18 protein-coding genes are annotated in these 25,226 nt (G+C 67.4%); 4 read left to right on the top strand and 14 right to left on the bottom strand.

Annotated features, from left to right (window positions below; all coding sequences use genetic code 11):
* Positions 1-114: 114 nt before the first annotated feature.
* Positions 115-1,932 (bottom strand): DUF5107 domain-containing protein, encoded by a 1,818-nt coding sequence (locus M9921_04970; GenBank protein MCO5296190.1) that lies wholly within the window; start codon positions 1,930-1,932, stop codon positions 115-117.
* Between the two features lie 250 nt (positions 1,933-2,182).
* Here M9921_04970 and M9921_04965 point away from each other — a divergent pair, with 250 nt between their 5' ends.
* A complete protein-coding gene (locus M9921_04965; GenBank protein MCO5296189.1) occupies positions 2,183-2,647 on the top strand; it encodes a hypothetical protein in 465 nt (154 codons plus the stop codon).
* Between the two features lie 118 nt (positions 2,648-2,765).
* On the opposite strand, the gene M9921_04960 is transcribed toward M9921_04965, so the two are convergent.
* Entirely contained in the window at positions 2,766-3,257 is a 492-nt protein-coding gene (locus tag M9921_04960) for a fasciclin domain-containing protein (protein ID MCO5296188.1), read from the bottom strand.
* A gap of 95 nt (positions 3,258-3,352) precedes the next feature.
* A complete protein-coding gene (locus M9921_04955; GenBank protein MCO5296187.1) occupies positions 3,353-4,294 on the bottom strand; it encodes a metalloregulator ArsR/SmtB family transcription factor in 942 nt (313 codons plus the stop codon).
* A gap of 225 nt (positions 4,295-4,519) precedes the next feature.
* Between M9921_04955 and M9921_04950 the strand changes: the two genes are divergently transcribed.
* The 3 genes from M9921_04950 to egtB are packed head-to-tail and all read left to right on the top strand — an operon-like array spanning position 4,520 to position 9,766.
* Entirely contained in the window at positions 4,520-5,791 is a 1,272-nt protein-coding gene (locus M9921_04950) for an amidohydrolase family protein (GenBank protein ID MCO5296186.1), read from the top strand.
* The gene (locus M9921_04945; protein ID MCO5296185.1) at positions 5,788-8,472 is read left to right on the top strand and encodes an amidohydrolase family protein; all 2,685 of its coding nucleotides are present in this window, start codon (positions 5,788-5,790) and stop codon (positions 8,470-8,472) included. The genes M9921_04950 and M9921_04945 overlap by 4 nt, the downstream gene beginning before the upstream one ends.
* A gap of 28 nt (positions 8,473-8,500) precedes the next feature.
* Positions 8,501-9,766, top strand: a complete 1,266-nt coding sequence (gene egtB / locus M9921_04940) for an ergothioneine biosynthesis protein EgtB (protein ID MCO5296184.1) — start codon at positions 8,501-8,503, stop codon at positions 9,764-9,766.
* A gap of 115 nt (positions 9,767-9,881) precedes the next feature.
* Here egtB and M9921_04935 read toward each other — a convergent pair whose 3' ends face one another.
* From M9921_04935 to M9921_04885, 11 genes are all read right to left on the bottom strand, one after another.
* Entirely contained in the window at positions 9,882-12,689 is a 2,808-nt protein-coding gene (locus M9921_04935) for a VWA domain-containing protein (GenBank protein MCO5296183.1), read from the bottom strand.
* A gap of 1 nt (position 12,690) precedes the next feature.
* A complete protein-coding gene (locus M9921_04930) occupies positions 12,691-14,511 on the bottom strand; it encodes a VWA domain-containing protein (GenBank protein ID MCO5296182.1) in 1,821 nt (606 codons plus the stop codon).
* Positions 14,508-15,398: a DUF58 domain-containing protein gene (locus M9921_04925; protein MCO5296181.1), complete on the bottom strand. Its 891-nt coding sequence runs from the start codon at positions 15,396-15,398 to the stop codon at positions 14,508-14,510. Before M9921_04925 ends, M9921_04930 begins: the two co-directional genes overlap by 4 nt.
* Before the next feature lie 5 nt (positions 15,399-15,403).
* Positions 15,404-16,411 carry a MoxR family ATPase gene (locus M9921_04920; protein ID MCO5296180.1) on the bottom strand — a complete coding sequence of 336 codons (1,008 nt, stop codon included), beginning with the start codon at positions 16,409-16,411 and terminating at the stop codon, positions 15,404-15,406.
* Complete coding sequence (locus M9921_04915; GenBank protein MCO5296179.1) at positions 16,408-16,758, bottom strand: hypothetical protein; 351 nt, start codon at positions 16,756-16,758, stop codon at positions 16,408-16,410. The genes M9921_04920 and M9921_04915 overlap by 4 nt, the downstream gene beginning before the upstream one ends.
* Positions 16,759-16,767: 9 nt before the next feature.
* The gene (locus M9921_04910; GenBank protein ID MCO5296178.1) at positions 16,768-17,985 is read right to left on the bottom strand and encodes a hypothetical protein; all 1,218 of its coding nucleotides are present in this window, start codon (positions 17,983-17,985) and stop codon (positions 16,768-16,770) included.
* On the bottom strand, positions 17,948-19,510 hold the full coding sequence (locus M9921_04905) for an ABC transporter permease (GenBank protein MCO5296177.1): 1,563 nt from the start codon (positions 19,508-19,510) through the stop codon (positions 17,948-17,950). The genes M9921_04910 and M9921_04905 overlap by 38 nt, the downstream gene beginning before the upstream one ends.
* Positions 19,510-20,439 (bottom strand): ABC transporter ATP-binding protein, encoded by a 930-nt coding sequence (locus tag M9921_04900; protein MCO5296176.1) that lies wholly within the window; start codon positions 20,437-20,439, stop codon positions 19,510-19,512. The genes M9921_04905 and M9921_04900 overlap by 1 nt, the downstream gene beginning before the upstream one ends.
* Positions 20,432-21,274 carry an ABC transporter permease gene (locus tag M9921_04895; protein MCO5296175.1) on the bottom strand — a complete coding sequence of 281 codons (843 nt, stop codon included), beginning with the start codon at positions 21,272-21,274 and terminating at the stop codon, positions 20,432-20,434. Before M9921_04895 ends, M9921_04900 begins: the two co-directional genes overlap by 8 nt.
* Positions 21,271-23,055: a hypothetical protein gene (locus M9921_04890; protein ID MCO5296174.1), complete on the bottom strand. Its 1,785-nt coding sequence runs from the start codon at positions 23,053-23,055 to the stop codon at positions 21,271-21,273. Before M9921_04890 ends, M9921_04895 begins: the two co-directional genes overlap by 4 nt.
* A 109-nt stretch (positions 23,056-23,164) precedes the next feature.
* The gene (locus tag M9921_04885) at positions 23,165-25,225 is read right to left on the bottom strand and encodes an ATP-dependent DNA helicase (GenBank protein MCO5296173.1); all 2,061 of its coding nucleotides are present in this window, start codon (positions 25,223-25,225) and stop codon (positions 23,165-23,167) included.
* Position 25,226: the final 1 nt, after the last annotated feature.

Raw genomic sequence — 25,226 nt, 5'->3', positions numbered from 1 at the left:
GGTGGGCCGCCGAAATCGGTACACGATCCTGCTGGACGCGCCGCTGCGGCACCCCGTCGAAGGAGGACACACGGTCGGCGAGCTGCTGGCGCTCGTGAAGGACGACACCCGCGATTAGGGTCGGGGCTCCAAGATCGAGGCCAAAGCGTTCCACTCGGCCAACCGGGCGTCCTCGGGCCGGTGCCGGGCCAGTTCCCGGAGGGCCCGCCATTCGACGTCCCGCCTCGGGAACGGGGGTTGCAAGGGCTGCGCGCCAGCCAACCCCAGATGGTGGGCGACATCGACTTCCATACCCGTGGCGCGCAGGTGCGAGTACGCGAGCAGATAGCGCAGGAGCGGCTGTTCGCGGTGGCGGAGCAGCTCTTCGGTCAGGCGGATCGCCTGATCCCACAGGCCGAGATCCAAGACCAGGCAGACCGCCTCAAGTGCGACATCGGGCATCTCGGCCAACGGTGCGAGGAGCGGGTTGGGGTCCGGTCCCCCGTCGGCGCCTTGGGAGAGAAAAGCCTCGGCGCGCAACGCGGGCTCGAGCGGAGCGAGAAAATGGGCGTTGGGCAACTCCGGAGCCTCGTCGGAGCCCCCGCCCGAAAGACGATCGGCTACGGCCTTGAGCCACCACGCCAAGGGGTCTTCCGCGTTGAACCCCAGCGCGATCTCGACCTCCCTCGACGCGCGTGCCGAATCACCCGAGCGAAGCAGGTGCATCGCGCCCTGGAGGTGGCACAGGGAACGCAACTCCGGGGCGATGGCGGCGACCGCCAACTCGACCGAGGGATCCTCTCCGTTCGACCGTCGCGCGGCGCCGCGCAGGTAAGCCTCCTCGCAGGAGTTCGCCGCAGGTCGGACGAGCGCCGCGAGGCTCGCGGGCACCGGCGTCGATTCAAAGAGGAGGGCTTCCTTCGATCCGGGCTCCCATCGAAGCAGCACCGCGCCGTCGGGCCCGCGCACTTCCAGCCCCTCGGGTTGGCCGGGGAGATCCAACTCGTGCGGGGTCGTCGGGTCGAGGTCCAGCGTCGCCTCGAGGGTTTCTCTCCCCACCAGGACAAAGACCCGGCACCCCGCCGTGGTCCCAACCGACAACAATCGCAGCGACCTCCCCTGAACGGCCGCGAACAGGTCGGGGGTTGCCGCAACGAGCCCCGCCATTCCTTGAAGCGGCACCAGCGCGACGCGAACGACGTCGCTCTGCCGCGGGCCAAGAAGAGTCCCTCCGGGGTGCCTCCCGATCTCCAGCCCCTCCCCGTCCCACCGCGGCTCGCGAAGCAGCCTCGGGTCGAAGATCCACGCCAACCCGGCGCCCGACGAGGGGTGCACCGCGGCAGAAACCTGGTGGTCCCGGAACGGCTGAAACCCGGGAACGTGCGCGCGCCAAGCGGCGCTGTACGGCGACGGGCGGGTCAAGCTCCGGTTGAAGAACCGGGCTTCCAGCACGAGCTCCGCGCGGTCCGGAGGAAGCTCGGCCACCACGTGAAAGGCCAGATCTCCACCCGCAAGACCCGCCATCACGACCGACGCGGCTTCGTCCTCGTCCATCGGCGGCGAGATCAGCGTTTCCACGGGCGACAGAGACGGCATCGACACGTTCCCACGGTCGGGCGCCAGGAGTTGAACCCCGTGGTCGAGATAGGCGTCGCGCGCATGCTCGATGCCGCCTCGACCCCAAGTCGATCGTGGCTCCAACCGATCGCCCCCGGCGAGAAGCTCCTCGCCTGCCCGTCCCCGCCTGAGCGAGACGATCCGTCCGCCGAGCTCGGGAGCAAAGATCGCGTGTACCCACGGGTTGTCGAGTTCGACCGAACGCATCGAGGGGCGCCACACCCGGGTGGACACCTCGAGACGCCGGTAGGGATAGGATCGGGGATCGATCTCGGCGCGCTCGACCACGTCGAGCGCCTCGCACTCAAAAACAGTCTCCTCGACGCTCGATGCCATGGACCGTGAGCCTACCCAGTGCCCCTCTTTGCGTCCTTTGCGTTCCCTGCGCAAACCATCCCCCTTTGCGAGCTTTGCGTCCCCTGCGTGAAACATCCCCTTCGCGCCCCTTGCGTTCTCAGCGTGAACCATCCCCGCTTTGCGCCCTTTGCGTTCCCTGCGTGAACCATCCCCCCCTTCGCGCCCTTTGCGTTCCCTGCGTGAAACATCCCCCCTCTCGTTTCGCACGCACCGGCGCATAATGGGAGCGATGGCGAAGCGTGCATCCATCGTTTTTGCCGTGAAGTGGTTCGCGGTACCCATCGTCCTTGCGGCGATCGGCTTCTTCGTGCTGGGCCCGTTGCTCGAAGGCCGGGCGGCGGCCGAAGAGGTCAAGGCGTCCGCCAAAGCGCTGGAGGAGCCGCGGCGCTTCTCCGGCGAACCCGACGTGGACGTCAGCGTCGCGCCAGCGCCCAAGCGAACGCGCACCCGCACCCGCTCCGCGCCCGTGCAAAGGACGACGCCCTCGGAGGAGCCGCCTCCCAGCGAGCAGCCCGACAGCGAACCCCCCGCCGCGGAACCCGCGCAGGACCAGGGTGCACCGCCCCCTCCCGACGACATCGGAACGACCGTGCCCGACATTGCGCCAGGCGATGGCGGAGGCGAACCCGGCGGCGACGGAGACGCCCGCCATGAACAAAAAGCCCCTCCCACAGACGGGAAGGGCGGAGGGTAGTAGGTCGCAACCGATGCGACCAGTGGGGGAGCTCTCCTTCCCCCGCAACGGACTCGCGTCCGCAGCGGAGGAGCCGGGCTCACTCCTTGAGCACCGGCAGACCTCCTAGTGGGGGGGGTTATTTCGTCGGTGGGATGAGCACCGTGTCGATCACGTGGATCACGCCGTTGCTCGCCATGATGTCAGTGGCCGTCACCGTCGCGTTGTTGACCATGACCTTGCCGTCGACGACCTTGATCATCACGTCCTCCTTGCCCGCGGTCGTCGCCTTGGAGAGCTTCACGACCTGGGCCGCCGTCACTTCGCCTGCGACCACGTGGTAGAGCACGACCTGCTTGAGAAGCTCCTTATCTTTCATGAGCTTCTGCACGGTGGCCTTGGGGAGCTTGGCAAACGCCTTGTCGCTGGGGGCGAAGACTGTGAACGGGCCCTTGCTCTTCAGGGTGTCGACGAGGCCGGCTTCCTTGACGAGGCTCACCAGCGTGGTGAAGTCCTTCGCACCGACGGCCGTATCCACGATGTCCTTGCTCGGGCCGGCCGCGGTGACCAGTCCCGCGAGCATCGCACCGGCCAGGACCATGGCATTCATCTTTCCAAATCGGATCTTCATTTCAGTTGTCAACCTCCTCAGGTGATATATCATTATTCACTGATATATCACTCGTTGTCAACCCCTTGGCTTCACTATTTTCAAAAGGGTGGGGGTCAGAGGTCCACGCGGGGGGTGGAGACGCGGTCCAACCGTGCGAGCAGCGAGCGGAGGTCCTGGTCCCAGAAATCGGCTCCGCTGGCCTTTGCGAATGCTGGATGAAGGTTGATGTAGCGCCCGCCCAGGCCGATCACGCAATCCAGACCCTCGCTCAGCCGCAGGCTGTCGAGTTCTCCGACCAGCCGCTTGGCCTCCGCAGACGCCGCTTCGACGCCGCATCCGACGAGCACGGCGTCCGGGCGTTCGTGGCGAACGTGCCGGACGAAGTCGGGTGTGGGCACGTCGGCCCCCAGATAGCGCACGTCCCATCCCCGCTGGCTCAAAGCGTCCGCGATCATCCGAAGACCGACGTCGTGCTGGTTTCCCGCCGCGGAGCCGATGACGGCCTTCCTGTCGACGGGAAGCTCCCCGGGGGCGGCCGAACTCGCCCAAGCCATGAGACGCTGGACGATGTTGGTGGCAAGGTGCTCGTCCGCCACCGAAAGCCGGCCCTGCTCGTACCAGGACCCCACGCGGGCAAGGGCTGCTTCAAACACGTCCACGTACAGATCCACCAAGGCGAGCCCTGATTCCAAGGCCTCCCGCACCACGGCCTTCGCCCCTCGATGGTCCCCCTCGACGATGCCGGCAAAGAGACGATCGGCCCAAGCACGGACCCGTTCGGAATCCACCGTTGTGGATCGAGGGACGACCGATGCCGAAAGGACGTTGTCCACCACTCCGGAGGCCAGTCGGTACACCATCCGACGGCCGTCGCGCGTGGCCTCCACGATGCCCGACTCCCGGAGCCGCCCCAAGTGGTTGGAAACGTTGGGCTGCTTGAGTCCGGTCAGCTCGACGATTTCGCCCACGGAGCGCGGCTGCTGGCGCAACGTCCCGAGAATGGCGCGGCGCGACGGGTCCGCCAACTCCTGCAACAACGAGGGGGAACTTAACACAACTGTATCATTCTACTCTGATGGGAGACGGGAATCGGGAGACGGGAATCGGGAGACGGGAATCGGGAATCGGGAGACGGGAGACGGGAATCGGGAGACGGGAGACGGGAGACGGGAATCGGGAATCGGGAATCGGGAATCGGGAATCGGAAGGAATCGGGCGGGGTGCGGCGAAATGCTGGGATCATCCTGGCTTCTGGCCGTCTGCCAGGTGGAGATTCCTTCATGCTGCTTCCTTCCAATTCACGCCCCATCCTCGTCAGTCTGCTCCTCGCGGGTTCGTTATGCGTCGGATCCGCCCAAGAGGCCAGGCCCCTTGCGCTCGTCGGTGCCCGCATCGAACTGGGCAATGGGACCGTTCTCGAAAACGCGACCCTGGTGATCCAAGGCGGCAAGATCGTCTCGGTCGGAGAGGATCTGCAGGCTCCCGGCGGCGCGAAGACGATCGATCTCAAGGGGCAGACGGTCTACCCCGGCTTTCTCGACGCCTACACCACCCGGGGCCTGGACATTCCCGCCGCTCCAAGCCAAGATCCGCGCGACGACAAGGACACGGCGCCCGCGACGATGTGGGAGAAGAACCGCAAGGGCATCCGGTCCGACGTCCGGGCGGCGGCCCACCTCAGCCTGAAGGCCAGCGCCGGGGACTTCCACAAGCAGGGACTCACCGCGGCGCTTCTGGCTCCCGGAAGCGGGACGTTGCGCGGCATCTGCGCGATCGCTCCCATGCTTGGGGAGCCGCAGGAGCTGCCCCACCCCGACTTTGCTTTGGAGATGTCTTTCCGCGGCGGCTCGGGCGCGGGGTACCCGGGCAACGTGCTCGGCATCATCGCGCTGATGCGGCAGACCCTTTTCGACGCGCAGCGCTACGCGACGCTCGACACGGACGAGAAGGACGAGGCACTCGCCAACGCAGCGCCGGCGGCGACCGGGCGGATGCCCGTGGTTTTCGCCGCGGACACCGAACTCGAGATCGTGAGAGCCGTGCGAATCTGCGGCGAATTTGGCATGAAGCCGATGATCGCCGGAGGACGCGAAGCGTACCGGCAGGCCAAAATGCTCGCCCAACAGCGGATTCCCGTCCTGGTGAACCTCAACGTCGGCACCCCGCCCTCGTTGGAAGAGGAGAAGGGCACCGAGCCGGGCGACTCGATTCCAAGGGCGGTCCGCGAAGACCAGTTGCGCGACTGGACCGAGCGTGCCGCCAACGCCGCGGCTCTGGCGGAGGCCGGCGTCCCGCTTGCGTTCTCCTCGGAAGGCGACGCCCTCGGCGACTTCCTTTCCAACGTCCGAACGGCCATCGAGCACGGACTCCCCCGCGCCGACGCGCTGCGGGCCCTGACTGCGACCCCGGCCGAGTTGCTCGGCGTGGGAGCAGGCGTCATCCGGGTGGGGCAGCCCGCATTCCTGACGATCATGGACGGCGACTTCGCCGACCCCAAGTCGAAGGTCACGCGCGTCGTCGTCGACGGGAACGCGTTCGAGGTGAAGTCGTGAAGCGGCGCTGGATGTTCGGCACCGCACTCCTCCTGGCGACCCTCGCGGGCGCCCAGGAGTTCCCCTACGAGCTGGAGTCGCAGCGCAAGCCCACCATCGAAACGCACGGCGACGTGCTGATCCGGGGCGGGCGGATCCTACCGGTGGCCGGGCCCGTTCTCGAGCAAGGCGACATCCTGGTGCGGGGCGGCAAGATCGCCGCGATCGGCCCCCACCTTGCAGCTCCCGCAGGCGTCCAAGTGATCGACGCCCGCGGCAAAGTCGTCACGCCCGGTCTGGTCGATGCCCACGCCCACCGTGGCTCGGACGGCACCAACGAAGGCACCGACAGCATCACCGCGGAAGTCCGGATCGGCGACGTCATCAACCCCTTCGCCAAGAACGTATGGCAGGCCGTGGCCAGCGGCGAAACCACCGGCATGGTCCTGCACGGAAGCGCCAACGCGATCGGCGGCCAAAGCATGGTCATGAAGTTCAAGTACGGACGCCCTCCGCAGGAGTTGCCCGTTCCCGACGCGCCGAGGATGATCAAGTTCGCCCTGGGTGAAAACGTGACCCGGATGAGCTCGGCGGACTCGACGCGCTACCCGCGCACGCGCATGGGCGTGGAGTCCGTGTATCGGCGCGCGTTCGAGGAGGCCCGCAAATACATGGCCGAGTGGGACGCCTATGGCCGAACGCTCGAAGGTCCCCGTCCCCGCAAGGACCTCCGGCTGGAGACGCTCGCCGACATCTTGCGCAAGCGCATCTGGGTGCAGTGCCACAGCTATCGGGCCGACGAAATGCTGATGATGGTGCGGCTCAGCCAGGAGTACGGGTTCAAGCTGAATCTCCAGCACGCGCTCGAGGCGTACAAGATCGCGCCGGAACTCGCGAAAGCCGGCGTGGGCGCGTCGGTGTTCGCCGACAGCTGGGCCTACAAACTCGAGGCGTACGACAACATTCCCTACAACACCGCGATCTGCACTCGGGCGGGGGTGTTGATGTCCATCAACACCGACTCCCTGGGCGGCACGGTCGCACTGAACGTCGACGCGGCCAAACCCATGCGGTTCGGGGGCATGACCGAGCAGCAGTGCCTCGAATTCATCACGATCAACCCCGCGAAACAGATCGGCGTGGACAAGCGCACCGGCACCTTGGAAGTGGGAAAGGACGCCGACATCGCGATCTGGGACGGCCACCCGCTCAGCGTCTATTCGCGCTGCGCGATGACGTTGATCGAGGGCGAAGTGTACTTCCAGCGCCGCGACGCCTTCGGGGTGGACAAGGCGTCGACGACCAAGAACGTCCTCGATTCGCACCCGCGCCGCGCTCCCCAGACGCTTCCGGCCTCGGCCGCCTACGCGGTGATTGGAGCGACCCTTCACCCCGTGTCGGGCCCGGTGATCGAGGGTGGAACGATCGTGTTCGTCAACGGCACCATCACGGCCATCGGCAAAGACGTCGCGGTTCCCAGCTCGGCGGCGCGCATCGACGGGACGGGCCTTCACGTGTACCCGGGTTTCATCGACGGGAGCAACACGATGGGGCTGTCCGAGATCGGCGGCATCGACGTGATGGGGAGCCCCTCGGAGGCCGGCTCCTATCAGCCGGACCTGAAGGCGCTCACCGGCGTCCAGGTCCAGAGCGCGCACTTTGAAACCGCCCGCTTCAACGGCATCACGAACGTGATGACCCACCCCTCGGGCGGGGTGGTCTCGGGCCGGGGCGCGGTCATCCACACCTTCGGGTGGACGGCCGAGAGCATGGGCCTTCAGAATCCGGGACCGCTTTGGGTGAACCTACCGGGAGGCGGAGGATTCGGGAGGCCCGCCGAAGCAGACTGCGCGGACGCGGGCTTCAACGACCTCATCTCGGGCGGATGGTCCGACGGGCACCTCCTCCACGCCCACGATCTTGAAACGGGCGGGCTGCTTCAGCGGCGGCGCGGCGGCGGCGGGGGTGCTCCGACCGACGCACAGATGCGGCCGATCAACGAGTTCTTCGACAAGGCCGCCGCGTACGCGAAGGCGCGCGCCGACGGGAAAGACGTGCCCGTGGACCTCCAACTGGACGCGATGATCCCCTATGTTCGAGGCGAGCGGCCCGTGGTCATGCGCGTCCGCAGCGCCGCGCAGATCCGCGCCGCCGTGGCATTCGCGAAACAACATGGATTGAAGCCGATCCTCCTGGGCGCGCAGGATGCGTGGAAGGAGACCAAGCTCCTCTCGTCCTCGAACGTTCCCGTGCTGATCGAGCCCGCCGGCAAATCCTCGGGTTTCGCCAACGCGCCGACCGCCGACTGGGAGCCGTACGACACGCCCTACGCGCTTCCCGCACTCCTCAAGCGCGGAGGCGTGAAGTTCGCGTTCATGAGCGAGGACAACGCCGACGCGATGAACCTGCCGTTCCGCGTGGCGCAGAGTTGCGCCTACGGGCTGTCCGTCGAGGACGCCGTGCGCGCGCTCACGCTGTCCACCGCCGAAATCCTCGGGGTGGACAAGCAGATCGGCAGCCTGCAGACCGGCAAGCTCGCGAATCTGATCGTCACCGACGGGGATCCGTTCGAGCTGACCACGACCGTGCACCATGTGTTCGTGAAGGGGCGCCCTGCGCCGATGGAGAGCCGGTTCACCCGGTTCCGCGACCAGTACATGAAGCGGCTCGCTTCGAGCGAAAGGGTGTTCGGCGGAGGCTGAGTGGTTTGTGGTTTGTGTAGGCTAAGCCATGAACGCGCCGCCTCTCACCTCCCGGGACGCCCTCTTGACGCGGTACCGACGGGTCCGTGCCCAGACCGAAGCGCTTGTCCGCCCCCTCGAGGTCGAGGACACCGTGGTCCAGCCCATCGAGGACGTCTCACCGCCCAAGTGGCACCTCGGGCACACCTCCTGGTTCTTCGAAACGCTGGTGCTCCCCCGGTTTCTGCCCGGTTTCGAGCCCTACCACGAGCGCTTCGCCTTTGTCTTCAACTCCTACTACAACACCTTCGGCACGCGGATCGCACGCTCGAGTCGAGGCATGCTCTCCCGGCCAACCCTCGCCGAAGTGTTCGGCTACCGGGCATTTGTCGACGAGGCGATGGGCCGAGCCGTCGCCGAAATCGGGGAGGCGGAGTGGGGTGCCTTCGAAACCCTCTCGCTTCTCGGTCTCCAGCATGAGCAGCAGCACCAGGAGCTGCTCGCGACCGACATCAAATACATCCTCGCGAGCAGTCCCTTCCTCCCCGCGTACCAGAACGCCGCTCCCTCGGCCAGCCAGGAACGCCCTGCCGGATTTGCGGAGTTCGACGGAGGCATCGTGCCGATCGGCGACGATGGCAGCGGAGGGTTCGCGTGGGACAACGAAGGCCCGGTGCACCAGGCGCTCCTCGAGGATTTTCAACTGCAGGACCGCCTGGTGACCAACGGCGAGTTTCTCCGCTTTGTGGAGGACGGCGGGTACGGCGAGTTTCGATGGTGGCTCTCCGACGGGTGGGACACGGTCCAGCGCGAGGGGTGGGAGCATCCCCTCTACTGGATTCCCACCGACGAGGGATGGAAGATCATGACGCTCTCGGGCCTGCGTCCCCTCGACCCGAACGAGCCGGTCTGCCACGTCAGCTTCTTCGAAGCGGACGCCTACGCGTCGTGGGCGGGCAAGCGCCTCCCGACGGAGTTCGAGTGGGAGCACGCGGCTCGGCGCACAGGCCCCTCGGCGACCGAGGGGAACTTCGTGGAGGACGGCCTCCTCCACCCTCGGGCGACTGCGGCGGCGGGGATGGCGCAGCTTCTGGGCGATGTGTGGGAGTGGACGAGCAGCGCGTACCTGCCCTATCCCAGGTACCGCCCCGAGCCAGGGGCCCTCGGCGAGTACAACGGCAAGTTCATGAACGGCCAGCGCGTGCTGCGCGGCGGGTCCTGCGCCACGCCCCGCGACCACATCCGCCTCACGTACCGCAACTTCTTCCAACCGGAGAAACGCTGGCAGTTCACCGGCTTCCGCCTGGCGGAGTAGCTCGCTCACCGGGTGGCACGCCCGCTGGCGTGGGTTCAAGGGCTGGTACTCCCGGCACGCCCGCCAAGCGGGCGTGGCACCCAGGGTGGCACCCGGGGGTTGCACTGCCATAGGGCTAGTCGCCCTTTCGGCGGCGCTTGGCGTCGAGCAGACGCGCGGCGGCATCGCCGCCTGAGGGAGCCGGTGAGCCCTCCGGCTTCCGCGGCTCGGACTTGACGATGGGTGCTTCGACCTCTGGCACCGACACCTCGCGCTTGGCTCGCGCCTTCGCGCTCTGCAGCCGTCCCGCCACCTCGACCTGCGGCACCACATCTTCCCTTTCGCGAAGGCGCAAGGCGCGCAGGCGCGACGCCAAAGCCGCCCACATCTCGCCGAACGGAATCGCCACCCGGCGCGCCGCGACGTCCAGTGGAAGCAGAATCGCCGCGGCAAAGAGAAACGCCGCCCACAGCTCTTGGATCGACTCGCCCGGGACCGCCACCGGACGGAGCGCTTCGCGCGGCTCCGCCAGCGCGCGCCCGCCGCCCGCGCGCGCCAAACCCTCCAGCATCGGCCGGTTGGCGCGGTACGCCCGGTACTCCGGAGGGTAGGGCATGGAGAAGCCCGACGACGAAACGCGCGTGGCCCCGGAACCATCGGTCTCCGCAACGGTGACGATGTAGGAGCCGATCTCGTTGGCCCGGAACCGCCCCTCGTACAGGCCCGGGCCCTTCTGCACCATCGTCACGGCCTCGGAACCGCCCCGCGGCGAAGACACCCGCACGTCGGGCCGGAGATTGTCCAACGGCTTGCCGGTGGGGTCCTTCGCCTCCAGCACCACCTTGCCCTCCGCACCGTCCATCTGCGCGCGCATCTCGTAGGCGTTGGAGCTCGCGCGACGCGAGATCGCGCGCACAGCCTGCGCCCAGAACTTCCCGAAACCGCCCCAGGGCACCCACTGGGCCGCCCACCGCGGCTTCGCATCCGACGTGAAGGCCAAACTCGAGCCCAAGCCGAACTGCCACACAGCCAGCAGCGGATCGTCCTTCTGCGTCCGCATCCCGACCCGCGCCAGCGGCCTCGCGTCGGCCAGGCAGTAGCCCAATAGCGGGGGCACACCCTCGGGCGAGAGTCCGCGAAGGATCTCCTCGCCCAGCACCATCTTCGGAATGAACGCACCCTCCTCGATCGCCGAGCGCGACATCACGGCCGCGTCCTGCGTGAAGATCGAGGGCAACTGCCCCGCCTTCTCCGCCAGGTAGAACTGGCCCCCGCCCACGGCCGCCAGGCGGCGCAGGAACGGCACGTCCGAACCGTCCCCGATCGCCACCACCGACGTGGTGATCTTGCGTCCGCGCATGTCGAGCGCCAGCGCGAGCGCTCCCTCCTGCATCTCGCTGTCCGCCCCGTCCGCGAGCAGGATGAGGTGGCGAACCTTCGAGGGCTCCTTCGACAGGTTGTCGTTGGCGAACTCCATCGACGGCATGATGTAGATTCCGCCCCCGCCCGTTCCCAGCCGCTGGATCTGGCCGATCACCGCCGGCTTGTTCGACAGCTTCTGCATCGGCGCGACGAAATCGATCTTGTCGGTGCTGCCCGCCACACCCCCCCGATCCTGCGCTCCCATGAGCGTGATCGTCTGCTCGGCGGCCTTTGCCGCGAGGCGGACCTTCGGAACACCGTCCTCGACCATCGACATGCTTCCCGAGGTGTCGCACACGATGAGGATCGAGGTCGACGGAAACGTCTTGCGCTGCCGGATGTTGAGATCGACCGGGAGCGCCTCGGCGACCGGTGTGCCGTACCACCCGCCGGGGAGGAACGAGTCCTCACCACCCACCATCGCCAGACCCACCCCCGTGTCGCGCACCGCGGAACGGAGCAGCTTCATCTGCGGCTCGGTGATCTTGGAGGCGTTGACGTCGTCGAGAATGACCGCGTCGTAAGGCTGCACCTGCTCGGGCCGCACTGGAGTCCCGCCCGCATCGACCCCGTCCACCAGGATTCCCTGCTGCCGAAGCACGTCCGGCAACGGTCCGTCGTGCCCTTGGATCACGAGCACCCTCGGTTTCCCGCGCACGGCGACGAAACCCATGCCGACGTTGTTGCGCGCGTCCAGGTCGCCCTCGGCCTCGACGGTCGCCCGGTACCGGTGGAATCCCGGTTCGTCCACCACGTCGTTCAAGACCAAGGTGCTCCGGCCCGCATCCACGCGCACGGTCTCGCGCCTGACGATCGACCCGTCGCGATCCAACGTCACGACGGCCCGCGTGGCGCGGTCCGCGTCGACCCCGACGCGCACGGCGAACGGTTGTCCGATGCGGACATCGCGTGGAAGCTCGGCACTCTCGACCAACACCTCGCCCGCTCGGCCCTGCGACCCGAGCGGCACCACGTCGATCTCGATCCCGTCGGCAGCCGCGACCCGGGCCGCGTCGGCCGCATCGCCCAGGGTCTCGTTGCCGTCGGAAAGGACGACCAACCGGCGCGCCTTCCCGTCTGGGAACGAGGCGGAGGCCAGCCTCAGAGCCGAGGCGAGGTTCGAGGCCGAGCGGTCGACCACCGAGGCGATCGCCCCCAACTCCTTGAACCGGGACGGGGCGGCATCGACCATCGCCTCCCGCCCAAAGACCACGACGCCGACCGCGTCCTTCTCCCCCAGGTGCTGCAGGGAATCCTCGACGAACGACTGCTCCCGCCTGCGGTCGGCGTCGGAGATGCTGTCCGAACGATCGAGCACGAAGATCGTGCAGACCCCCTCGTTGGCCCGATGGGACTCCGGCCCGGCCAGAGCCAAGACCAGACAAGCCGCGACCACGGCGCGCAACAGGAAGGCGAACCGCTTTCGGCCGCGCATCATGCCGTGTACGCGGCCGTAGGTGAGCCACAATCCCAGCGCGACGGGGACCAGCAGCAGGAGGGTGGCGGGCGACGTGAATCTCAATTCACGACCTCCTTGCGAAAACCCACCACTCGACCGCCAGCACGATCAGGCCCGCCAACACGACCCAACGCCAAAGGTCCGCCAACCGTAGGAGCGACTCCGAACCGGCGACCTCGGAGCCTCCAGCAAACACTTGGGCACGCGGCGCAATCTCCGACTCGGACTCGGGAGGCGTCCCGACGAGAAGCGTGCGCTTCTTGCCCCCCTGCTCGAATTCGTACACCCCCGACCGAACCGCCTCGCGCACGGTGTAGGCGCCGTTGGTTGCCGCCAAGGTCGCGCTCGCTCCGTCGGGCCCCTTGAGCGACAGCGCGCCTTCGCCGGATGCCGGGAGCGCGAACGTCCTTCCAGGAGGCATCAGCAACGTGTCGCCACCCGACTCTCGCGGCGCCAGGAAATCAAGCGCGTTGGCGACGAAGATGGGGAACGCCACTTGGAGTGGAAGGTCCGAATCGACCGGAAGGAAGGCGACGTACAGCTTCCGCTGCGCCCCGTCGGCCGCGACGATCAGAGGCCCTTGCGAGCCCTCCGCCAACACGCGCCCCTCCGGCTTGGGCTCCACGCGCTCCGCCGTCTCGATGTAGGTGTCCAAAAGGTCCACGGCCTCCATGACCGGGTCCTCCGTCTGTTGGGACCGCACGCGGGGCGACTTCGCCACCCCCACGCGCCGAACCGGGGACGAGGGCCCCGCAGCGCCAAAAGTCAGCACGCCGCGCGCACGCGTCGGCTGCTCGGGCACCCCGTCGAACACCACGAGGTCGTAGGGGGCCTCGCCACCTGCCTCGGGGGGCAGCGCGGCCGCGCGATCGAGGGTCACGCGCGGATCGAGGGCGAGGGCGCGCTCGAGAAAGAGATCGCCCCGGCCCACCAGCAGCGCCCGCACGCGGGCGCCGGGATCGGCGAGCGCAAACGCCCGATTGTCCGCGGCCAGCGCATCGTCCGGCTGGATCCTCGCCTCGAGGACGGTGGCCCCGGACGGAGCCGAAAAGGTCTGCCCGAACGATGCGCCGCCATCGAGCGCGATCCGTTTCGAGTTGAAAAGCTTGCCGTCGGCGAGCAGGTCGAGCGTCGCCTCGATGGGTTTCTTGCCGTAGTTCCGCACCCCGCAAAACGCGAGCACGCCCTTGGCGGCCGGAGCGATGGAGAACGCGGAGATGCCGACGTTCTCCATCTGCGTGCCGATCGGGACGAACTCGAACCGCGCGTTGCCCGGGGAGAAATCGGCGATCGGAGGAAACACGCCGTCCGAAAGGAGCACGATCCGGGCTCCCTTGTGCGGAGCGGCGATCGACGCGGCGAGACGAAGCGCCTCTCCCAAGTCGCCGGCCGCATCGGTTGGCCGAAGCGTCTGCAACGCTTGCCGCATCTTGCCCGCATCCGACGACACGGGGATGACGACTCGCGGGCTGGGCCCGGCTTCCACCACGCTCATCCGGTCCCCCGCGCGTACGCTGTCCACCAGACTCCGACACACCTGGACGGCCAGGTCGAACCGAGTCGACCCGCCCTCCCGGGCTCCCATGCTTGCGGATGCGTCGACCACCACCACGGTCAGCTCGCCCGCCAGCGTGCGCTGGCGCACTTGCGGACGCGCCATGGCGAAGATCACGAGCGCCGCAGCGAGAAGCTGCAGAAACAACAGCAGACTCAGCCGGAGCCGCTGAAACAGCGAATTCGCGCGGACCTCGAACGTGCGGGCGGGCCAAAGGAAGGTCGCCGGCACCACGAAATCTCTGCGGCGCATCTTCAGCAGGTACAGCGCGAGGATCGCCCCGAGAATCGGTGCCAACCAGGCCAGGGCCGAGGCGGAGACGAAGCTCAATCCACCAACCACCCGTCGCGCCGCAGCGGTCCTCGGATCAACGCGACCAACGGGTCGGACGCCAACAGCCGGACGTAGCGGCCCCCGTGGCGGGTCGTCGCGGCCTCGAGAGCAGCGCAGTGATGGTCGAGATTCTGGCGATACCCTTCGAGCGTGGACCCGCTGGCCGTGATCTCCACGGGCTCGCCGTCCTCCGCATCGAGAAGCCGCAGGTCGCCTTCGAGATCGGGGTCCGCCTCTTCTCGGCTCAGCACGTGGACGAAACCCAGTTCATGCCCGCGGCTTGCCAGCACGCGCAGGGCGTCGGGCAGCAGGGGATCCAGTCCATCGCTGACGAGGTACACCAGCCCGGATCGCGCGCTCGACCCGGCGAACCGGCGCACCGCTTCGGTCAACGCGCCCTTGCCCTCGGCGGTGCGGTCGAGCACCCACTGGGCCAATCGCGGGTAAGCCCCGCGCCCGCGCATCGGCGCACCCGGGGCGACGCGGGCGCCCAGCGCGTGGGGGATCAGGGCGTCGTGGCTCGCCAGCGCGACGTAGCCCAGCGCGCACGCGACGCGCTGCGCGGTCTCAAACTTCGGCGGGTTGCCGAAACCCATTGAGGCCGAACAGTCGAGGAGGACGTGCACGGCCAGATCCTCCTCGTCCTGATACGTTTTCACGACCGTCGTGTCGAGGCGGGCGAGCGCGTTCCAATCCAGGTGGCGCAGGTCGTCGCCCTCCACATAGTCCCGAAAGTCGGCGAACTCGATGCTGATCCCCTTCTGCCGGGTCAGCCGCTCGCCTCGAACGCGCCCGGTGAACGTCTTTCGGGGATTCGGGCGCAGACCTTCCAGCAGCCGAAACTCGGCGGGATCGAGCACGAATCGGGGCGCCGTCGATGCCATGGCGCTCACACGGTGATGGGGTCTTTGTCGCCGGCGTTCACCGCCGCAAGAACGGCGTCCACCACATCGTCTGCGCTCACGCGGTCGGCTTCGGCCTCGAAGTTCAGCAAGAGCCGGTGCCGCAAGGCGGGCTTTGCCGCCCGGGCCAGATCCTCCTTCGACACGTTGAAACGACCTTCCAACAGCGCTCGCACCTTGCCGGCGGTCATGACGGCCTGCGCTCCGCGCGGGCTCGACCCGAACCGCACGTACTTGCGCACGGACTCGCACGCACTGGGAGATTCCGGGTGCGTCCCCACCACCAGGGACAGCCCGAAATCCAACACGTGCGGAGCCACGGCGACCTCGCGCACGGTCTGCCGCATCCGCAACACGGCTTCGCGGTCGGCCACGGGCTCGGGCTTCGCTTCGACGGTTCCCGTGGTTCGGTTCACGATCTCGGCAAGCTCCTCCTTCGTAGGATAGGGCACAAGCAGCTTGAGGAAGAACCGGTCGAGCTGCGCCTCGGGCAGGGGGTACGTGCCCTCCTGTTCGATCGGGTTCTGCGTCGCCATCACGAGAAACGGCTCCTCCAGCGCGTGGCGCACGCCTCCCACCGTGACCGCGCGCTCCTGCATGGCCTCGAGCATCGCCGACTGCGTTTTCGGGGTGGCCCGGTTGATCTCGTCGGCGAGCACGATGTTGGCGAATAGGGGACCTCGGCGAAACTCGAACGCGCGTCCCCCGCCCTCGCCCATCGCGAGCACATTGGTGCCCGTCACGTCGGCTGGCATCAGGTCGGGGGTGAACTGAATCCGCCCGAACGAGAGGTCGAGCGCCTCGGAGAGGGAACGCACCAGGAGCGTCTTCCCCAGACCCGGCATACCCTCGAGCAGCACGTGGCCGTTGGAAGCCAGCCCGATGAGCACCCCCTCGACGATCGGCTCTTGGCCGACCATGGCCTTGCACACCTCGGCCCGCACGGACTCGAACGTGTCCCGAAACCACTGCGCGGAGGCGGCGGCGTCGCTCAACGGCCCCCTCCCAGCGAGTCGAAGTAGTCCTTCACCGCCTTTTGGCGATCCTTGGGAATCTGTTGCCGGCGCATGGCCTCCTCGGCCTGTTTCTGATACTTGGGCAACACCTTGCTGTAGGGGGTGGAAGAGCGCTGGCCGGGAGCGACCGGAGCCTTGATCTCCACATAGGACTCTTCACCCTTGTCCTGCCTCTCGCCCCGGACGCTCATCGGAAGCGCCTTGGCCGAGATGTCCTCGGGCTTCTCGTTCTGAGGCACGGTGCCGAGGTTCTTGTAGAACTCGTCCTTGCCCTGGCCGCCGTTTCCACCGAGTCCGAGAGCCGCCAGCAGACCGCTGGCGCACATCGAGCCCTCTCACCCTTCTCCCGCGTGATTGAGTGCCTCGCGCAGTGCATCGAGGTACTCCTTCAGCTTTTCGGGATCCTTGAGCTGCTTCGCCAACTCCTCGAGCCGATCCTGAAGCTCCTTCACCTGCTCGGCGGTGAGCTTCTGCTGGCCCTGCTGCCCGGCTTGCGCCTCCTGGCGGAGCTTCCGGGCCATTTCCATGATCTCCTTGAACTCCTTGGAGTTGAACAGCTTGTCGAACGTCTCGCGCGCCTCCTTCGAGAGCTTCAATTCGAGGCGCTGCTTCTCGGCGTCCGCCTTCTGTTGGGAGAGCTCGGCGCGCTGGGCGTCGCTGAGCCCCTTGTCCCCGAGACGCTTCTCCAGATCCCGAATCTGCTGGTCGAGCTTGGACATCTGGGACTCTGCGGCCGCCGGATCCTTCATCAAATCCGCCGGATCCACGTTCTCCAGCCCTGCCTTGGCCAGTTCGTCCTGCATCATCTTGGCGAGGGCCTGGTCGGCCGTCTGCAGGCTTTGCTCGGCCTGCTTGAACCGCTGCCGCGCCAACTCGTCGGCCTTTTGGGCGAGGTCGTTGGCTTTCTGCAACGCTTCGGGCCGATCGATGCGTGCGCGTTCGAGGAGCTTGGCGAACCGCTTCATCTCCGCGTTCAGCGCCTTCTCGTCCGCCGTGCGGTCCTCGAGGTTCGGACGGGCGACTCGCTCGACGAGCGGTGCCGCTTTCTTCAGCGCCTCTCGGTCCGCCTTCTGCTCCTCGCTGAGAAACAACGACGTGTTGCCCAGAAGGAACAACGAGGCCGCGACGGCAGAGAGCGCCAGCGCGCCTGCATGCCACCGGCCAAGCCGCAAGGGAAACACCTGCTTCGGCCTCACGTCCTGGAGTTGGAGGCGGGCATCCTCCCGCAGGGCGTCCGAGAATGCTCCGTCCGGAACGGCGATCGCCGTGCGCACGCGGTTTTCGAGCCCCGCCCTCCGGTCGATGCTGTCCGCGACATCGATCGTGCGGACGCGCCACAACGCTCCAACGATCGCGCCCAAGACGCCTCCGGCGGCGACCGCCCCCGCCAGGGTCAGCGGCTCGGCGAACACGACCCTCCACGCGTCGAGCCCCGCCAAAGCCGCCGCGACCAGCGCGCCGGCGCACAAGCCGACGGCCGCGCCCCGCCACGCGCGCGCCAGACGCACGCGCCGACTAAACCGAATCAGCCGAAGGTGAGTGTCGTTGTCCATATCCAAGCTCCTGATAACGGTTGCGCGCCAGCGCGGCCGCCCCCATTCCAAACGCCGCCAGCGCCACCAGATGCACGCCGGCCGAGAGGTCGCTGCGCCAGAACAGCGGCGACATCAGATGCAGCGCGAACAGATAGGTGTTTCCCGGATCGGCCGTGGCGGTCATGACCGAAAGCACCGGGAACGGGATGACCAGCACGATCAGCCCCAGAGCGAAGATCGCCGCGCGGGCCCCTCGCAACGTGGTGGCGTACGCCGACACGAACTGACCCAACGCCCACCAGAAATAGAGAAAGGCCAGGGCCCAGAGTGCGCGCGTCGCGAATTCGGCGTCGATCGCGCCGTCCTGCCAAATCAAACCGCGGAGCGCGGAGCCCCCAAACAAGCCAGCCCACAGCAACACCAGATACGGGAGCGACCCCGCAGGCGTTCCACGCCAGACCTGCCGCCAGTCCACCATCCCGTTGAATCGGAAGCGCCGATCCGCATCGGGCGCGCTGCACACGAGGTTGGGCAGGAACACGAGGAGCGGCACCATCAGCAGCGCCGTTGTCGCACCCCAACCCGACCCGAAATCGGCCATCGGACCCGCGGGGGACACGGCGGTGTTCGGCGCGGCCAGACCCCCCAGGAAGAACCCCAGCGCGATCATCACGACCCACCCCTCGATGCGCAGCCGTCGCGTTTCGGGCGCGTCGTAACCGGACATCGCCGAGGCGGCGCCGAGGAGAAGCAGCCGAACCGCGACCAGCGTGACCAGACCCACACTGACCCAGTGCGGGACGGCGATCCCAAAGACCTCGGCCGAACTCGAACCCATCATCCCCGCCGCAAAGGGACTGAACCCCGTCCACCACGGGATGTCGACTCTGCCCATCGCGTAGCTGATGCTCGAAGCGGTGGAGGCGATCCCCACCACCATCGAGTAGACGCCGACGACCGCGTACGTCTGCATGATCGCGGCGACCGGAGTGGCCGCCAGCGTCGAGAGCACGATCCCGATCGCCGAGTAGAGCAGGCCTGCCCAAAGGAGGATGAGGAACGCGCCCAGCGCATCGGTCCACGTGGCTCCGCCCAGCACGATGCTGACAGCGCAGAACGGCATCGCCAGGAGGATCAGAAGCGCGGTCCAGCGGAAGTTGCTGATCAGCTTCCCGACCAGGAAGTAGTACGGCGTGACGGGAGCGCTGAACACAAGGTCGAGCGAACGGCGCTGCTTCTCGCCGATCACGGCCAACGCGCTGAGCGCGGGAGTGATCGCCGTCACCGCCGCCGCGAGCAGAGCCAAGACCGCCACGTAGAAACGGCTCAGGGACTCCTGGGCCACCGAAATCGAGACGGTCGCTACCTGAACGGTCGAGACGTAGATCGCCGCGACGATCATCAACAGGAGCAAGAGGTAGAGCGTGAGCAACACCAACGCGCGCGTGCCGCGGATCTGCGAGCGGAAGTCGCGTACGGCCGTGGCGTTTCCGAAGTAGGTGCGCTTCGCCTCGCGCAGCCCGTCTCCGATCGCGTGCGCCATCAGTTCAACGCCCCCGTCGTCAAGCGCATGAAGACGTCTTCGAGGTCCGCGTGCGTCTCGCGGAAGTCCACCACCCGGTGTCCCGCCGCCACAAAGGCCTCCAGCAGGGACGCCTGATCCTCGAGCGTCCCGACGAAGTCGATGCACACCTGGCCTTCGGGTCCCATCTGCGCGTCGTTCACGTGGGCACGGGCCTTCGCGAACTGCAGGGGCGCACCGGCGTCTTCGAGGAACCGCACCTCCAGCACGCGGGACGTCCGGATGCTGCCGATCACCTCTTTGACGGGACCCGACGCCAACAGCCGCCCCTTCTCGATGATCCCGACGGTGTTGCAGAACCCCGAAAGCTCGGACAGGATGTGCGAGGAGACGATAACGATCTTCCCCATGCGACCGAGTTCGAGAATCAGCTCGCGCAACTCCGCTCGCGCCCGCGGGTCCAAACCGCTCGCGGGCTCGTCGAGAAGCAGCAGCGCCGGGTCGTGCACCAGGCAGCGGGCGAGGCACAGCCGTTGCTGCATTCCCCGAGAGAGCGACTGGACGAAGGCGTCGCGCTTGACCGTCAGGTCGGTCAGCTCGAGCACGTTGTCGATCACCGCCGGGCGCTGGTTGACCGGCACCCGGTAGATCGTCGCGAAGAAGTCGAGGTACTCCCACACCTTCACGTCGTCGTACAAGCCGAAGAAGTCGGGCATGTAGCCGATCAGCCGCCGCACCTCCATCGGGTCCTTCCAGATGTCGGCGCCGTTGATCGTCGCGGTGCCCGAGGTGGGCTCGAGGAGCGTCGAGATCATACGGATCGTCGTGGTCTTGCCCGCCCCGTTCGACCCGATGAACCCGAACACGTCGCCCGGCTGCAACGTGAAGCTGAGCTCCTCGACGGCCACGAGCGGCCCGTAGACCTTGCGCAGATTCTTGACTTCAAGCATGGCGGCGTCCTCCCGCGAATCGAACTTGGTTGTCGGCGAAATGGAGGGTCTTGGAGGCCCAAACCAGCAACGAAACGCCGGCGATCGTGTAGACCGTCGACATCAGCAGAGCCCCCGCCAACGGGGACGTCAGCGCTTGACTGTCCGGGGTGCGCGCAAAGATCGAGCTCAGGGTCGTGAACGGAAACAGCTGTTCGGCGATCTGCCACGTGAACGAGTCGAACACCACCGACCCAAGCACCGGCAACACCACCAGCCAGATCACCAACACGCCGAACGTGGAGGCAAGGGCCGTGAACGCGCGACGGCTCCGCGCCGAAATGAGGATGCCGAGCGCCACCAGGCACAGACTCCAACTCACCACGTAGACCTGCGACAGCGCGACCGTCGAGATCGCCGGGCTGGCGTACCGGTATCCGTCGGCGTAAAAGCTGTTCGAAGCCGTCGAAAACGGGGCGACCATCGTGGCAAGCACGGCGAGGGTCAGGAACGGAATCATCGCCCCGACAAACCGACCCACCACGATCTGCTCGGGACGGAGTGGGGCGACCTGCAGAAGGTCCCACGAACGCCGATCCCGCTCGCCCGCGATCGCCTTGTGGGTCACGGGAGCGACAAGGATCGCTGCCAGGATCATTTCGACCCAGACCACGCCCTCGAACGGCATCTGCGACTCTCCGACGAGGGTCATGAATCCCAGGTAGGCGGCGATCATGCAACCCACGGCCAGGCGGTTGACTGCTCCCGAACCCGACGGCGAGACGAACCTGCGCGCCTGTCGCGGCATCTCGGCGAACATCGGATTGTCGAGCACCGCGCTTCGGAACCAGTTCACTCGTTCACCACCTGGACGACCGCCTCAAACCGCATGGACGTCGGCGAGGAGTAGTCCTTTCCCAACCGCGGCCCCGCCTCGAGCCCCTCCAAGGACCCGAACACGAACACGTGGGGAGGGACCCTCGAACCCGCCAACTGAACGGCGCCCGAAGCGCCAGGCGCCAGGATGCCGACCGGGAGCGCATTGGCATCCCCCTTGCCGATGGTGGGTGCCATAGAGTAAGGCGATCCGTTCGTCAACTCGAGCCTCACCTTGCCGTTCTTCACACTCCCGCGAACAGCCAGCCACCCTGCCGTTTCCAAACGCTGGGCAAATCCGAACTGGTGGAACGCGAGGTTGGGAAAGGCGGCCCGACGCGCGTGGAGGTTGCCGTTGTCGACCAGGCCGAGATCGATGCGGCTCTCCGTGCGGCCACCGTAGCCGGAGCCGTAGAGGTCGAAGCCGACGGGCGCCACCCAGTCCACCGCGTCGAATCGAAGGTCGTACGTCCCGCCGCGCGGGATGAACAGCTGCGCGTTCCCAACGAGGTAGCCGTGGTCGAGCCGGGAGTCCAAGTAGAGCGTCCCAGTCACCGCACGCCCCAACGGGGTCTTGTAGAGGTCCGCGGCGAACGAGAAGAACACGGCGGCGAAGCCGAGGCTCAGCAGCGGCGACGTGACCCAGGCCCACTCGCCCCGCTTCAGCTTGCGCAAGAGGAGGAAGTTGATGGGAACCACCAGGACCACGTACCCTGCGAGCAACATCAGCACGGTTCCGGTCGCCGGCAGTTCGACCGTGAACGGGTCTGGCTCGTTTCGAATCACGCCGGGCGAGCTCGGAATGCGGGTCCCTCCGAAGTACGAGGGCTGGCTCTGCAATCCCATCATCCCGGTCGATCCCATGGCGGGCAGATGCTGTTCGAACATCTTCTTCCGCCCCGGCCACGTGCGCAACGGCCCTTCGAACGGATTGAACGCAAACATCAACACACGTCCCGAACCCAGCGGTCGATCCATCACCAGGGGCACCGGGCCTTGGACGGCGACGCGGGCGCCGGGAGCGACCCTTCCGAACGCCACCGCGATCGGCGCGTCGGGCATCGGCCGCCCCCAGAGTTTCTCGACGCTACTCGGAATCCGGGCCTGGCGGCTTCCCTCTGCCTCGAGCGGCAGGAAGGGCGTCCACCGGCGGTCGAACAGCAGGGGATTCGACGCCCCCCCGACGACCACGATCGTGCCCCCGGTTTCCGCCCACGCCTGGAGCGCGTCGACGACTCCGTCCGACATCCGCTCGGCGCCCTCGCCCAAAACCACAAAGCGCATGCTGGCGTACGCGATGGGGCGATCGGGCGCGCTCTCCGCCTGGACGAAGAGGCCGGTGCTCTCTTCGAGGAAGTTGAGTTCTCCCGAGGCCCCGCCGATGAGGAGGGCACCCGGATGATCTTCCCCGTAGGCGATTTCGGACGGCGGGAGCATGGCCCGCACGCTGCCGCGATCGGTTTCAAGGACGACCGTCGGCGTGCCGTAGTAGGCGTTCAGCGGCGCCAACATGCGGACCCGCTTGACGCTGCCTCGCGGCAGGGCGACCGGAAAGCGCACGGGCGCCATGCCCTCGGTCGAGACGACCACGGCGCCCGTGGCGTCCCGGCCGCTGTTCGAAACGGTCGCGACCAGCGCGACCATGCCGGAAGCCCTCCGACCCTCGTAGAGGGGTTGAACCCGGATGCCGAGCGGACCGGCTCCGCTCGCGAAGCCGGCGCCGATCGCCAATGCGAGGCTCGCCGCCGCTCTGATGCCCATGGGTTTCTATCGTACGGTATCCGTCTCCAATGTGGAAGGGACGGAGCCCAAAGTCCGAAAATTCGCCCCGACAAACGACAAACGACAAACGATAGACGATAGACAACACCTAGCTCCAGCCCTCGATACCGACCCAACCCGCCGCTTCGCGGACGTCGTCGAAGCGGCGCATCTCCTGCGGGAGGTTCGCGAGGATCTCCTCGCCGTAGCGCTTCGTATGGAGCCTCGCGTCGAGGGCGGCCACGATGCCCCGGTCGCCATCGCGGCGGACGAGCCGGCCGGCGCCTTGGCGCATCATCATCTTCGCCATGGGCAGGCTGTGTCCGGCGAAGGGGTTGATCCCTTGTGTCTGAAGCCACGCCATGCGCGCGACTTGAGGGGGATCGATCGGCACTTCGAACGGCACGCGCACCAGAGCCACGCAAGAGAGCGTCTCCCCCGGCGCGTCGAACCCGGTCCAGAACGAGCGAAGGGCGAAGAGCGAGGTGGCGACGTCCTTCTTGAACCGCTCGCCCGCGTACGCGGCCCCCGACCAGCGCTGCATCACGATCGGAAGTTCGTCCGGCACGTGCATCCGCTCGCGCACGGCCTCCATCTCGCGCCGGCTGTGAAACAGGGCAAGGGTGCGCCCACCCATGGCGAGGAGGATCTGCTCGAGCTCGCGCGCGACGGCGTCGAAGTACGCCTCCTCCTGGCCGCTCTTGCGCGCCTCGGTCGGGTCGGGAATGCGACCGGGCGGGGGAAGGTAGAGCGCGGCCTGCGTGGCAAAATCGAACGGCGAGGGGAGCACCTCTTCGAAGTCCGGCGCCATGCCCGTCTGGCGCTTGAAGAAGTCGAAAGCGCCATCGACCGCGAGGGTCGCCGAGAGGCACGCGGCCGGCACGCGCGACCAGAGCAGTTCGTGGAGGGGTCCGGCGAGGTCCACGACGTCGTGGCGCAGGATCGCCCCGGATTCGCGCAAACCCACGTAGCTCACCGACACGGGGTTCGGCTCCATGAGCGAGAGGCACCCTTCGGCGTACTCGCGCAGGTACATGGAGTAGTTGCGCACCGTCTCCGCCGCCTCGTCGGCCTTCCCCGGCTCGACCTCGCTGTTGCGTTTGCTCCGCTCAATCGTCGCTTGCGCCTTCTTGACGAAGGCAGTCGTCTGCTCCGCCACGCCTGCGGCGAGGTGTTCGGCACCTCCTTTGGCGTGGGTCGCGGAGTGCCGCTTCACCTGCTCGTGCGCTTCGACCTCCGCGGGGGCGACCGCCAGGATGCCGGGGTGGCCAAGCGTCGCTCCGAAGGCGCCGACATCGCGCTGCGCCCGCTTGAGAGTCTCCAGGTAGGCGACACAGGTCTGCACCCACTCCTCGCCGGCGCCGGATTGCGCGGCGATGGGGAGCAACGCATGCTCCATCTTTGTCGCGATCCCCGCCACCTGCGAAAGCTTGGCATCGCTCAGTTCGAACTCCAGGGCGTTGAGGGCGGCCAGCGGGAAGTCGTGCGCCTCGTCGAGGATCAGGTAGTCGTACTCGCCCAGCAAGCTGAGTTCGCCGCTCGACGCCTGGGAGAGCAGGGCGTCCTGCATCACGACGCTGTGGTTGGTGATCACGATCGCCGCGCGCTCGGCAGAACGGCGCGCGCGGTAGTAGAAGCACTCGTTGAAGTGCGGACACAGGCGCGCCGGACACACGGCGGGCGCGGCCATCAGCGGCCACAGCTTCGCGGCGTCGCGCTGGCTCACACCGTGCATGCCGCGCAGCTCGGACTCGATGCCCAGTTGGGCGACGCGTCGAAACCGTGCCTGCACCTCGCCTTTCTGCTCGTCCATGGCCGCAAGACACGCGTACCGCTGTCGGCCGATGAGGAACTCGGACTTGGGAGGCTCGCCGTCGAACAGCTCGAGCGCGAGCGGCAGGTCGTCGCGCCAGTACTGCTCCGCCAGCACGTTCGTGTAGGTGGCGATGATCGTGCGCTTCCCGTCGAGGAGCGCGTGCGCGATCGCCGGGACGAGGCACGCGAGCGACTTGCCCAACCCCGTGGGCGCCTCGAACGCCGCCGAGGAGGGTCCTTCGATGCAGTCGGCCAGGAGGAGGGCGAGCTGCTTCTGGTCCGGCCGCTCGACGAACCCTTTGCGACCGGCGAGCCGCTCGAAGGCGGTCTCGATCAGATGGCTGGCCTTGGGCAAG

The organism is Fimbriimonadaceae bacterium, assembly GCA_023957775.1.
GTDB lineage: Bacteria > Armatimonadota > Fimbriimonadia > Fimbriimonadales > Fimbriimonadaceae > JAMLGR01.
This window is presented reverse-complemented; position numbering and strand designations above follow the sequence as displayed.

Bases quoted from the DNA above. Each gene is read 5' to 3' on its own strand.
- M9921_04900 (MCO5296176.1), bottom strand. From the start codon at position 20,439: ATGCTTGAAGTCAAGAATCTGCGCAAGGTCTACGGGCCGCTCGTGGCC.
- M9921_04905 (MCO5296177.1), bottom strand. From the start codon at position 19,510: ATGGCGCACGCGATCGGAGACGGGCTGCGCGAGGCGAAGCGCACCTAC.
- M9921_04970 (MCO5296190.1), bottom strand. From the start codon at position 1,932: ATGGCATCGAGCGTCGAGGAGACTGTTTTTGAGTGCGAGGCGCTCGAC.
- egtB (MCO5296184.1), top strand. From the start codon at position 8,501: ATGAACGCGCCGCCTCTCACCTCCCGGGACGCCCTCTTGACGCGGTAC.
- M9921_04950 (MCO5296186.1), top strand. From the start codon at position 4,520: ATGCTGCTTCCTTCCAATTCACGCCCCATCCTCGTCAGTCTGCTCCTC.
- M9921_04925 (MCO5296181.1), bottom strand. From the start codon at position 15,398: ATGGCATCGACGGCGCCCCGATTCGTGCTCGATCCCGCCGAGTTTCGG.
- M9921_04960 (MCO5296188.1), bottom strand. From the start codon at position 3,257: ATGAAGATCCGATTTGGAAAGATGAATGCCATGGTCCTGGCCGGTGCG.
- M9921_04890 (MCO5296174.1), bottom strand. From the start codon at position 23,055: ATGGGCATCAGAGCGGCGGCGAGCCTCGCATTGGCGATCGGCGCCGGC.
- M9921_04965 (MCO5296189.1), top strand. From the start codon at position 2,183: ATGGCGAAGCGTGCATCCATCGTTTTTGCCGTGAAGTGGTTCGCGGTA.
- M9921_04915 (MCO5296179.1), bottom strand. From the start codon at position 16,758: ATGTGCGCCAGCGGTCTGCTGGCGGCTCTCGGACTCGGTGGAAACGGC.
- M9921_04910 (MCO5296178.1), bottom strand. From the start codon at position 17,985: ATGGACAACGACACTCACCTTCGGCTGATTCGGTTTAGTCGGCGCGTG.